Genomic DNA, 12,423 nt, shown 5'->3' with positions numbered 1-12,423 from the left:
AATAATCCTGTAACATTATCAAAAAAGACAAGTCTAAGTTTGTATCTTTTTTAATAAAGAATCCAAAGACAAAAATCATATCTTTGTTAACAATAAAAATTGACTTTTGCAATCTAGTTTTATTATGATATATAGCATCCAAAAAACAGCGCTCCTCTTTATCTTATTTATTGGTTTCTCGGCCAAAGCTCAAGTAAAAAACTGGACGCTTCAGGAATGTGTTGACTATGCGCTGAAAAACAACATTTCTGTAAAACAATCTGAACTGGATTTAAATACCTCCGATATTGAAAAACTTGAAGCTATTGGAAATTTTCTTCCTAATGTTTCTGGTTCGGCAAATTACGGAATAAATACAGGTGCCAACATTAACCCCGCGACAAATCAATTTGAAAATGAAACTTTTCGTTCTGCTTCGGCAAATGTTAATACAGGAATAAATTTATTTAATGGTTTATTAAACTGGAAAACCTTGCAACGCGTGAAGCTCAACAAGCTAGCAAACAGCTATAAATTGAGCAAAATGAAAGACGATATTGCGCTTTCTGTTGCTAATTCTTATTTGCAAATTTTATTCAATAAAGAACAATTAAAGGTTTTAATTAATCAAAACAAAATCACTAAAGAGAATCTAGTACGTACCAACGAATTAATACAAGCAGGCACACTTCCATCGGGAGATATTTATGAATTAAGAGCAACCGATGCGGCCCAAGAACAACAAATTATTGTTGCTGAAAACACTTTGATTATTTCTAAATTAGCTTTGGCACAAACACTTTTACTAAAAGAATATGCAAGTTTTGATGTTGCAGTAGATGATATGAGTATTCCACCCAGTACTATTTTACTTGAAACGCCCGAGGCAATAATTCTTAAAGCAAAAGAAGTGGTCAATGATGTAAAAATTGCTAGTTCTAATCTTGATATTGCAAAAAAAGATGTTCAACTTTCCCGAGCAGGCTATTTACCATCACTTTCAGGTTTTGCAGGATATAACACCCGTTGGTCTGAAAGTATTCCACTTGGTTTTGTGGATCAGCTTTCCGCTTTTGACGGTACTAATATTGGGATACAATTGAATGTGCCCATCTTAAACGGATTTAGTACTCGTGGCAGAGTTCAAAGAAGTAAAATCAATCAGCAAAAAACAAAGTTGCTTTTAGATCAATCCGAGTTGGATTTAGAAAGAACCGTTTATCAGGCATATAACGATCTGAAAACAGCTAAAGCTGCCTATGAAGCTGCACTAAAAACAGCTGAAGCACGAAAATTTGCTCAAGAATTTTCAAAAGAACGCTATGCCGTTGGCTTGCTAAATTCTTTCGATTACAGTCAGTCCTTATTATCCTATGAAAATGCGCAATCAGAAGTTTTGCGAACAAAATACGACTACATATTTAAAATAAAATTACTCGAGTTCTATTTCGGAATCCCAATCATTCAAAAACAATAATTATGTCAAAAAAGAAAATTTATATACTCGTTGGAGTCGTTATTGCCTTATTAGTTGTAGCCATAACTTTAAAATCAAAAGGAATTATTGGTGGTAAAGATGATTCTAAAGAAATTGAAACCGCTAAAGTTGATGAAATAACAATTATTGAAACGGTATCAGCAACCGGAAAAATTCAACCGGAAATTGAGGTAAAAATATCTTCTGAAGTATCGGGAGAAATTATTGCGCTACCCATAAAAGAAGGTCAAGTAGTAAAAAAAGGCGATTTATTAGTTAAAATAAATCCCGATTTGTATACTTCTGGTTATAACAGAACGATTTCCAATCTATCAGGTTCTAAAGCCGGATTGAATCAGGCTGATGCTACGTTTAAAGAAGCAAAAGCAAGTTTCGATCGAAGTAAAACGTTGTTTGATAAAGGCATCATTTCAAGGTCAGATTGGGATAAAGCCATTGCTGTTTTTGAAGGAGCCAAAGCCAGTAAAGAATCGGCCTATTACAATGTTCAAAGTGCTAATGCAACCGTTAAAGAAGCCAAGGACAATTTAGGCAGAACCACCATTTATGCTCCGGCTGATGGCACTATCTCTTCTTTGGGCGTTGAATTGGGCGAACGTGTTTTAGGAACACAACAAATGACTGGAACCGAACTTTTGAGAGTAGCCAATTTGAACAATATGGAAGTTGAAGTAGATGTTAATGAAAATGATATTGTAAAAATAAGCATCGGAGACAGCACTAAAATTCAAGTTGATGCCTATCTTAAAAAAGAGTTTAAGGGTATTGTAACTAGCATCTCTAATTCGGCCAGTACTGCTACAACAGCCGATCAAGTAACTAATTTTAAGGTGAAAGTTAGAATTTTAAAAGAATCCTACATGGATTTAATAGAAGGGAAACCGATTACTTATTCACCATTCCGCCCAGGAATGACCGCTACCGTTGATATTATAACCACTCGAAAAGAAAAAGTTATTGGTGTACCAATTAGTTCGGTTGTTGTAAAATCGGATACCACAGCAACAAAAATTTATGAAGTTAAGGAGGAGTCCGAAGATAAAAAAGTAACCGCAAAAAGCGATAAAAAGTTTGAATGCGTTTTTGTAAAAGACGGCAATAAAGCTAAAATTAGAATCGTAAAAACGGGAATTCAGGATGATACCAATATTGAAATAATTTCTGGTTTGAAAAAAGGAGATGTCGTAATTGTTGGACCTTACACTACGGTAACTAAAGACCTGAATTCTGGTGATAATGTCAGTGTTAAAAAAGACTCTGAAAAGGAGAAAGACAAAGAGAAAAAATAAAAATTTAACCACAGATTCGCAGACAATAAATTCAGTTTAATTTGCGAATCTGCGTTTACCATTCAAAACTACAACTTATTTATCTTGACTTATATCCTCAACATAGAAACAGCTACCAAAAATTGTTCGGTTTCTTTAGCAAAAAATGGCGAAACGGTTTTGTGCAAAGAAATAGCTGAAGAAGGGTATTCTCATGCCGAAAAACTGCATGTTTTTATACAAGAAATTTTAAAAGAAACTGGAATTGGTATTACTAATTTGAATGCCGTAGCCGTAAGCAAAGGACCTGGTTCTTTTACGGGTTTGCGTATCGGTGTTTCTACGGCAAAAGGCTTGTGCTATGCCTTGAGCATTCCGTTACTTGCTGTAGATACGCTACAAATATTAGCCAAAAAAGCCCTTACTGTAATTAATTATGATGGTGGCTACATTGTTCCTATGATTGATGCTCGAAGAATGGAAGTTTATAGTGCCGTTTATGATGGTGGTCTCAATAGGATAAACGAGGTACAAGCCGAGATAGTAACGGAAGACAGTTACGCTGATTGCCCTGAAACATTATATTTTATTGGCGATTGCCAAGAAAAATGCCAAACCGTTATTAAAGGAAAAAACGTTCACTTTCTTCCCGAAATCGTTTTTCCATCCGCAAACGAAATGAGTGCGTTGAGTTATGAAAAATTTCTTAAAAGCGAATGTGAAGATGTAGCTTATTTTGAGCCGTTTTATTTGAAGGATTTTTTGACGGTTAAGTAATTCATCTGAACATTTATAACGCCTTATTCCTTCGAAGCTTCTTTTACAAAAGGTTGTACCGCAATTCCGGCTGAATCAAAAGCATCTTTACATCCTTCTAAAATATCGGAACTCATTTCTACAAAATCTTCATTTTTTGACCAAGGACGAATGGCTAACTGTATAGCTGAATCGGTTAATAGATTAACAACTATAGTTGGCGATGGGTTTTTCAAAACTTTTGGATTATTTTCCATGACTTGTAGCACAATTTCTTTTGCTGTTTTTATATTAGTATCATACGAAACATTAAAAAGCAAATTGGCTCTTCTATTTTTTTGTAACGAATAATTAGTAATGACACCATTGGATAAAATGCCATTTGGGACAAAAATAGTTTGATTGTTGGCGGTAATTAATTTGGTTACAAAAATTTGAATTTCGCCTACCGTTCCAATTACATTTTGCGCTTCTATGGTATCTCCAACTCGGAAAGGTTTGAATAAAATAATCAACATGCCACCAGCAAAATTAGACAATGACCCTTGTAATGATAAACCAATAGCTAAACCAGCTGCGCCAAGAATGGCTACAAAAGAGGAAGTTTCAATCCCTAGTTTTGAAATAAACGTAACAAAAAGTAAAATTCGCATTGCCCAAAGCAAACTGTCTGCTAAAAACTTTGACAATGTTGGGTCTATTTCGCGCTTAATCATAATTCTCCTAACCAACCGGTTTAGTATTCTAATTATATATAGTCCTACGAATAGCACTATGAAAGCGGTAATCAATTTAGGAGAATAATCAATTAAAAGTTTGATAAATTGATCAACATAATCGGCAAACGAATGAATGTAGTGTAGTTTTTTCTTTTCCATTTTAATACGTTAGATCCTGAACTAAATTCGGGATAAAAAAAATCCCGACTCCCGAAGCATCGGGACGGGACACAAAAATAATATTTTTATAAATTTATCATAGTTGTCCGATAAAACTTTTTAAATATCTTACTAGATATTGATTTTATTGGGTTTTATAAAATTTTAATTAACTTTTACTTGTTTTAATTTCTCGCAAAGGGACAAAGGCGCAAAGAAAAGTTAGCGTAAATTGCGACTTAGCGCCTTTGCGATTTAAATTTTTTAATGTAAAAATTGTTAAATTGAATTTTTATTGGACAACAATTTAAATTAATCTGCATTTTCGTCAGCAGGTTTAACTGTATCTTCTGTTTTTGTTCTAACTTCTTCGGCATCTTCGGAAGCATCACTAGTAAATGCACTTACTTTTTCTTTTACGGTTTCTACCGTTTCGTGAGCAAAAGTTTCTGCTTTTTCTGCAAATTCTGTCGCTTTTTCCTTTACGGTTTCAACCACATTTTCAATAGCTTCTTTTGCAGCGGGCATATGCTCACTTACTTTTTCTTTAGCCGAATCAATTAAGTCTTCTACTTTATCTACCATTGGTGCCGCAGCCACTTTGGCTTTTTCAAACGTTTCTTCTGCAAAAGTTTCTGCTTTATCTGCCATTTCTTTGGTTGAAGAACCAAAAAGTTTTTTAAAAAAATCTCCAAATGCCATGCTGTTAGTTTTTAGTTTGTTAATAATAACAATAATACGATTTTCTTCTATTCAAGTCCAATTTCTTGACTGATTTCTTTTATATCTGTAGTAGGTTTTTGACAGGTTTTGTTTTGGCAGAGGTAAAAAAGTGTCCCGTTATCTGAAAAACGATTTTCCAAAAAAGGAAGTGTTGAAATTGAAGTACTTCCGGCAATAATGATATTGGGTAAATACTTTTGATTTAAAGTATACAAATACTCCAATGCATTGTTCCCACAAATGGCCAATTCTTTATTCTGTTCTGAAAAATCTAGTAAGACAGTAAGCCAATTTGAGAAAGCCGATGGATAATCAACAGTCGGGACAATGTTCTGAACCATTTGTTGACTCACTTTTTCGTAATAACTGTTGTTGAAATAGATACTCAACTTGAACAATGCATCAGCCAAAACAGAATTTGAGGCTGGAATTACATTGTCTTCTACTTCAAAATGTTTGGTTATTAAGGCTTCGTCTTGATGAGATGTAAACGAAAAAAATTGTTGGTTGGCGTCATAAAAATTATCAAAAGTATAATCCGTTAACTGCTTGGAATTTTGCAACCATTGCTCATCAAAAGTAACTTCATATAAAGAAATAAAGGCTTGAATTACATGAGCATAATCTTCAAGAAAACCATTACTCGTTGCTTTAGCTACGCTCTGTTCGGCTCCGCCTCGAATTCCGTCTTTGTAGCTGTGCTGTAAATTGCCTTCTGAACTCCAAACCGTATTGATAATAAAATGTGCATTTTGTAACGCAATGTCTAAATATTTTTTGTGACCCAAAGCTTTGTAGGCATCAACAAAACCTTTAAGCATTATCGCGTTCCAAGACGTTAGGCATTTATCGTCTAATCGTGGTTTGCTTCTTTTTTCTCTTTCGATGTAAAGTAATTGTTCCCAAGATTTTTTCTTTTGTTCTAAATTTTCTAGAGTAGTATTTTGGTCTTTTGCTATTTCTTCCAACGATTTATTTTGGATTAGAACATAATTTTCGTGTTCCCAAAAACCAAATTCATTGACATTAAAAACAATAGAAAATAAGTCGAAGTCTTCTTGAAGTACCTGCTGCAACTCTGATTTTGTCCAAACGTAAAATGCGCCTTCTTCTAGACGATTTTCTGTATTTAAACTATCGGCGTCTACTGCTGAATAAAAACTTCCTTCTTTAGTTAACCATTCTTTTTCGACAAATTTTAGTGTTTTTTCAATGACCTCTTTATACAGTTGGTTACCCGTCAATTTATACGCATCGGCATAAATCGAAACCAATTGTCCATTATCGTACAACATCTTTTCGAAATGGGGAACGTGCCATTTCACATCGACGGAATAGCGAGAAAAACCGCCATCAATAGTATCAAACAATCCGCCATAAGCCATTTTGGTTAGCGTTAGATTTACAAAATCTACTATCGATTGATTTTTTGTTTGATAGCCGTATCGCAAAAGAAATTCATAATTGGTTGGCATCATAAATTTGGGAGCACGCGCCATTCCGCCATAATCCCAATCGAAGCTTTTTTGCCATTTAGAAACTAAAGTGTTTAGCACTTCCAAATCAAAATTACTTTCGGATTCACTTTTTGAAATGATGCTCAACGATTGTAAACCATCGATTAATTTTTCTGCATAATCCAAAATGGTTTGTGGTTGTTCTTTATAAATTTCATTAAGTCTTTCTAAAGAGTTGATCCAATCGTTTTTTCTGAAATAGGTTCCACCCCAAATAGGTCTGCCGTCGGGTAAGGCTACTACATTCATGGGCCAGCCGCCATGACCGGTCATAATTTGCACAGCTTTCATATATACAGCATCGATATCGGGGCGTTCTTCGCGGTCAATTTTGATATTGACGAAATTGGAATTCATCACTGCGGCCACATCGTTATCTTCAAAACTTTCGTGTTCCATTACGTGACACCAATGGCACGCCGAGTATCCAATACTGATAATGATTAGCTTATTTTCATTTTTGGCAAGCGATAAAGAATTCGTATTCCATGCTTTCCAGTGCACCGGATTGTTGGCGTGTTGGAGTAAGTAAGGGCTGGTTTCGTGATGTAGTTCGTTCATAGCAGATTTTTTTCTAGCCCCGATTGGAATGGCATCCTTTTAGACCTGTCAGGTTTTAAAAACCTGACAGGTCTAAAAGATATAATGGAAAGCGGGAATAGCTCCTAAATTTATCCATTTAATGCTTCAACAACAATATCTTTATCGTTGAGCATGTCTTTTAACATATTTTCGATACCGCTTTTCAAAGTGAATGTGGAAGAAGGGCAACCATTACAAGCACCTTGCAACACTACTTTTACGCGCTTTTCATTTGCATCATAGGAATCAAAAAGGATGTTACCGCCATCGGCTGCAACCGCAGGTTTCACATACTCTTCGAGAATATTGATGATTTGTTGTGAGGTTGTATCGAGATTGTCAAAATTTTTGATTTGTTGTTTTTCTTGCTTTTCAGTAGTTTCGATTTGGCTTTCATTGATAACTGTTCCGCCATTTTCGATAAATTGTTTGATAAACGTTCGAAGTTCCAACGTGATTTCATCCCAAGAACTACTTTCGTATTTCGTAACAGAAATATAATTTTCGGCTATGAAAATTTCTTTCACATAATGAAACTTGAATAATTCTTGTGCCAGCGGTGATGGTTTTGCTTCGTCAATATTTTTGAATTCGGCTGCCGATTTTGTTAATGCCTTATTGACCACAAATTTAAGTGAAGCCGGATTTGGTGTGGTTTCGCCATAAACACTTATCGGTTGTTTCTTTGTTGGATTTTCATTTGGCAACACAATAATTCCACCATTTTCTACAAAATTTTCTATTTGTTCTGCAACATCATCTTGAACATCTGACCACTCAACTATTCCAAATCTTTCGATTGCAATAAAGTTACCCGAAATGTATACCGTTTTTACAAACGGAAGATAAAACAATTGTTGTGCTAAAGGTGAATTTTTAGCTTCATCAATGTTTTTGAATTCAAAGTTTTCGTTTTGCGTAATAAACTCTGGGAATTCAAATTTTAATATGGTTGGATTTTGTGTTTCTTTTATACTGATTTTCATCGGAAATGTTTATTTTTCTACAAATTTAACAAAGTTATTTTCAGTGAATACTTATATTTGGACAATTAAACAATTAATTAACACTAGGAATGTTTTCTTTTTTTTAAAACATTGATGTAATTGCCTATTAATGAGAAGAATTTTACTTTTATTATTTATCGTTTTTGTTGGATGGAATAGCTATTCACAGCCCATTACGGTTAATACCACAACCTATACGGTACCGCAACTTGTGGAAGATGTTTTATTTGCGCCTTCTTCTGGTAGCGCAGCTTGTGTAGGAACTATTAGCAACATTACTTGGAGTACGGGTACCAATTTTGGATCCACTAATGGTATTGGGTATTTTACGAATACAAATCCAAATTTTCCAATATCTTCTGGTGTTATTTTAAGTACTGGAAGTATATTTTCAACTGCTATCCCACCGAATCTGCCAAATGGCGCTCCTGGGCCAAACTCAACAACACAAAGTAATGGCGTTAATGCTTGGCCAGGAGATACTGATTTAACAGATTATATGGCTGGTTTAGGAATAATTGACCCAACACCTTTTCCTGGTGCTGAGGATGAATATTTTAATGCTACTATCTTAGAGTTTGATTTTATTCCATTAACCAATCAAATGAGTTTTGAATTCTTATTTGCCTCAGAAGAATATGGAGATTTTCAATGCAGTTATTCGGATGCGTTTGCGTTTTTTCTAACAAATCAAACGGCAGGCACACCTGCAACTAATTTAGCTTTAGTTCCAAATACCACTATTCCTATTTCAGTAACTACAATTCATGATGGCCAGTATTTTACTGGTTTTGGAGCCAATTGTGGTAATGCAAATGAGACCTATTTTGGAAATTCAAATACTGGAGGAGCAGTTGCAAGTGCAGCTACAAACTTTAATGGTGAAACCATTAAAATGAGAGCAACATCAGCCGTAATTCCGAATAATGTATATCATATCAAATTAGTTATTTCAGACTTAAATGATAGTCTCTATGACTCTGCCGTATTTTTAGGTGGTGGAAGTTTTGATATCGGAACTGTAGAAATAGCAGGAACTGGGACAGAGTTTGATGGAATAACCGACTTTACTGGAAATAGAGCAGTTTGTGGTTCGAAAATTATTGTTGCACAAGCGGGTTTAGCAGCAATTACTGGAGCAACTTATGCTTGGACGTTAAATGGTAATCCAATAGGAACAAATTCATTTACCTATAGTATCACCCAAGCGGGTACCTATGGAATAACCATTACCTATCCTGGTGGTTGTCAACAAACGGATACTATGGTTGTTGAATACCTTATTAATTCGATTACACTTGGAACTCCTAATGATTTAACCCAATGTAGTGCGCCATTTAATTTAAGTGACAACACTCCAATTATTCAAAATGGATTAACAAATCCTGTGAGCTATTATACCTCTTTATCCGATGCGCAACAACAATCTTTTGCAATTCCTAATGCTATCAATTATAATGGTACCGATGGCGAAATAATATATGCTAGTGTTGAAGATTTTGCTACAGGTTGTATTGTGACTACTCAATTTGCATTGCAAATAGATCCAACGTTATGCAACACTAATCCTATTCCAACAACGCCACCTAATCTTTCACTTTGCGAAAATGCTTCAGGAGTTGGCGAAGCCATTTTTAATTTATTACCACAAATTCCAATTATTTTGGGCAGCTATAATCCAGCCGATTATACCGTAAGTTTTCATTTAACTCAGGCAGATGCAGATGGTGGTGGTTTTGGAATTAATCCTTCAGTTGTATTTGGGACAAATGGTCAAACTTTATATGTAAGATTAGAGGAGAATGCTGACCCAACATTTTTTGGCACAACTACTTTCCAATTAATTGTAAATCCATTGCCAACAGCTACTATTTCTGGTACAACGGCTGTATGTCAAAATTCACCATCACCAGCAATTACTTTTACAGGATTGAATGGAACAGCACCTTACACATTTACTTATTTAAATCCAAGTGGAACATCTCAGACGATTTCGACTACAGTTGGAAATACAGCTACCATTCCGGTTTCTACTTCCACGGACGGAGTATTTACGTATACCTTAGTTAGGGTTCAAAGCTCTGGAACTCCAGCATGTTCTCAGTTACAATCAGGAACAGCCACCGTAACGGTTAATCAATTGCCAACTGCGACAATTTCTGGAACAACATCAGTGTGTAGAAACGATCCTAGTCCGAATATTACTTTTACTGGGGCTAACGGAGTTGCGCCTTACACATTTACATATAGTACTGACGGTGGCGTTACGACAATTACATCACCTCCAAGTACAGGAAATATATTTATATTGCCAGTTGCGACTGGTACAGCAGGAACATTTACTTATACTTTAATCAGTGTACAAAGCTCTGGAACTCCAGCATGTTCTCAGTTACAATCGGGTAGTGCTACTGTTACAGTTACTTCATTGCCAATTGCAACAATTTCAGGAACAGCAACAATCTGTTCAAATACAAGTACTACGATTACCTTTAATGGCACACCGACTGCTGTTGTTGATTATACAGTAGACGGAACTCCTGCGCAAATTACATTAGATGGTTCAGGTGTCGGTACAGTAATTACCCCTAACTTAACTATTAATTCTGTCTATAGTTTGGTTAGTGTAAATTTGACAACTTGTGGACAAAATGTAAGTGGTACAGCAACAGTTACGGTAAGGGCATTGCCAACAGCAACAATTTCAGGAACAACATCCGTATGTAGAAATGCTACAAGTCCTACTATCACTTTTACAGGATTGAATGGAACAGCACCTTACACATTTACTTATTTAAATCCAAGTGGAACATCTCAGGCGATTTCGACTACAGTTGGAAATACAGTTACCATTCCAGTTTCTACTTCCACGGACGGAGTATTTACGTATACCTTAGTTAGTGTTCAAAGCTCTGGAACTACAGCATGTTCTCAGTTACAATCAGGAACAGCCACCGTAACGGTTAATCAATTGCCAACTGCGACAATTTCTGGAACAACATCAGTGTGTAGAAACGATCCTAGTCCGAATATTACTTTTACTGGGGCTAACGGAGTTGCGCCTTACACATTTACATATAGTACTGACGGTGGCGTTACGACAATTACATCACCTCCAAGTACAGGAAATATATTTATATTGCCAGTTGCGACTGGTACAGCAGGAACATTTACTTATACTTTAATCAGCGTTCAAAGTTCTGGTGCTCTTGCCTGCTCTCAGGCTCAATCGGGTAGTGCGACGGTAGCAGTTATAGCATTACCTACAGCTACCATATCTGGTACTACATCGGTTTGCCAAAATACGCCAAATCCATCCATAACATTTACAGGTTCCAATGGCACAGCACCCTATACCTTCACCTATTTGGATGAAAATGCAGCTTCGCAAACAATTTCAACTGTATCAGGAAATAGTGTAACAATTCCAGTTTCTACTAATTCTGCAGGTGCATTTACTTATCAATTGGTTAGTGTTGTAAGTTCTGGAACCACGGTTTGTTCTCAGTTACAGTCTGGTTCAGCTACAGTTACAGTAGTTCCTTTGCCTACAGCCTCAATTTCGGGAACAACGGCTCTTTGTCAGAATGCTGCAAATCCATTGATAACATTTACAGGAGCCAATGGAGTTGCTCCGTACACATTTACTTATTTAGATCCAAGTGGTACGTCTCAGACGATTTCGACTACAGTGGGAAACAGTGTCACACTTTCAGTTTCTACTGGAGCAGTTGGAATATTTAACTATCAATTGGTAAGTGTTACAGGATCTGGAGCTACAATTTGTTCTCAACCTCAAGTTGGTTCTGTAACAGTTACTATCAATCCTTCACCCACAGCAACTATTTCAGGGACAACCGCCGTATGTATGGGCGCCAGTCTTCCTTTTATTACTTTTACGGGAGCCAATGGAACTGCTCCCTATACTTTTAACTATACACTTAATACAGTTCCTTTTTCAATAACTACTACGTCAGGTGATAGTGTATCGCTTGCAATTCCATCAACTGCAACGGCTACAACATATACTTATTCTCTAGTCAGTGTTACAGAAAGTAGCGCTACTACCTGCTCACAAAACCAAGCAGGTTCCGCTACGGTGACTGTAATTGGAGCACCTATCATAAATACCCCTACAAACTATGTAGTTTGTGATGACAGTTTAAATAACGATGGCTTTTATTGTGCTTTTGATTTGACTACTAAAGATTCGGA

General features: G+C 35.9%; 8 protein-coding genes. 4 read left to right on the top strand and 4 right to left on the bottom strand.

The genetic code is table 11. The features are described from left to right. Positions 1 to 124 precede the first annotated feature (124 nt). From ACIQ2L_RS10205 to tsaB, 3 genes are all read left to right on the top strand, one after another. The gene (locus ACIQ2L_RS10205; protein ID WP_396158413.1) at positions 125 to 1,456 is read left to right on the top strand and encodes a TolC family protein; all 1,332 of its coding nucleotides are present in this window, start codon (positions 125 to 127) and stop codon (positions 1,454 to 1,456) included. A gap of 2 nt (positions 1,457 to 1,458) precedes the next feature. After that, positions 1,459 to 2,766 (top strand): efflux RND transporter periplasmic adaptor subunit, encoded by a 1,308-nt coding sequence (locus ACIQ2L_RS10200; protein ID WP_396158411.1) that lies wholly within the window; start codon positions 1,459 to 1,461, stop codon positions 2,764 to 2,766. 84 nt (positions 2,767 to 2,850) lie between these two features. Next, positions 2,851 to 3,522, top strand: a complete 672-nt coding sequence (gene tsaB, locus ACIQ2L_RS10195; RefSeq protein WP_396158409.1) for a tRNA (adenosine(37)-N6)-threonylcarbamoyltransferase complex dimerization subunit type 1 TsaB — start codon at positions 2,851 to 2,853, stop codon at positions 3,520 to 3,522. A 23-nt stretch (positions 3,523 to 3,545) separates the two neighbouring features. On the opposite strand, the gene ACIQ2L_RS10190 is transcribed toward tsaB, so the two are convergent. From ACIQ2L_RS10190 to ACIQ2L_RS10175, 4 genes are all read right to left on the bottom strand, one after another. Next, positions 3,546 to 4,379, bottom strand: a complete 834-nt coding sequence (locus tag ACIQ2L_RS10190; RefSeq protein WP_396158407.1) for a mechanosensitive ion channel family protein — start codon at positions 4,377 to 4,379, stop codon at positions 3,546 to 3,548. Between the two features lie 312 nt (positions 4,380 to 4,691). Next, positions 4,692 to 5,081 carry a hypothetical protein gene (locus ACIQ2L_RS10185; protein WP_396158405.1) on the bottom strand — a complete coding sequence of 130 codons (390 nt, stop codon included), beginning with the start codon at positions 5,079 to 5,081 and terminating at the stop codon, positions 4,692 to 4,694. A 47-nt stretch (positions 5,082 to 5,128) separates the two neighbouring features. Next, a complete protein-coding gene (locus ACIQ2L_RS10180) occupies positions 5,129 to 7,180 on the bottom strand; it encodes a thioredoxin domain-containing protein (protein WP_396158403.1) in 2,052 nt (683 codons plus the stop codon). A 110-nt stretch (positions 7,181 to 7,290) separates the two neighbouring features. Next, positions 7,291 to 8,187 carry a NifU family protein gene (locus ACIQ2L_RS10175; protein WP_396158401.1) on the bottom strand — a complete coding sequence of 299 codons (897 nt, stop codon included), beginning with the start codon at positions 8,185 to 8,187 and terminating at the stop codon, positions 7,291 to 7,293. 130 nt (positions 8,188 to 8,317) lie between these two features. Here ACIQ2L_RS10175 and ACIQ2L_RS10170 point away from each other — a divergent pair. Continuing rightward, a partial coding sequence (locus ACIQ2L_RS10170) for a choice-of-anchor L domain-containing protein (RefSeq protein WP_396158399.1) occupies positions 8,318 to 12,423 on the top strand: 4,106 nt, incomplete at its 3' end.

This window comes from Flavobacterium sp. (genome assembly GCF_044369455.1).
In the GTDB taxonomy this organism is placed as follows: Bacteria; Bacteroidota; Bacteroidia; order Flavobacteriales; family Flavobacteriaceae; genus Flavobacterium.
Note: the sequence above shows the minus strand (reverse complement) of the source record. Positions and strands in the feature narration are given on the sequence as shown.

What these genes read in the sequence shown, in the direction of transcription:
- ACIQ2L_RS10185 (WP_396158405.1), bottom strand. Translation starts at nt 5,081, where the DNA reads ATGGCATTTGGAGATTTTTTTAAAAAACTTTTTGGTTCTTCAACCAAA.
- ACIQ2L_RS10175 (WP_396158401.1), bottom strand. Translation starts at nt 8,187, where the DNA reads ATGAAAATCAGTATAAAAGAAACACAAAATCCAACCATATTAAAATTT.
- ACIQ2L_RS10190 (WP_396158407.1), bottom strand. Translation starts at nt 4,379, where the DNA reads ATGGAAAAGAAAAAACTACACTACATTCATTCGTTTGCCGATTATGTT.
- ACIQ2L_RS10180 (WP_396158403.1), bottom strand. Translation starts at nt 7,180, where the DNA reads ATGAACGAACTACATCACGAAACCAGCCCTTACTTACTCCAACACGCC.
- ACIQ2L_RS10205 (WP_396158413.1), top strand. Translation starts at nt 125, where the DNA reads ATGATATATAGCATCCAAAAAACAGCGCTCCTCTTTATCTTATTTATT.
- ACIQ2L_RS10200 (WP_396158411.1), top strand. Translation starts at nt 1,459, where the DNA reads ATGTCAAAAAAGAAAATTTATATACTCGTTGGAGTCGTTATTGCCTTA.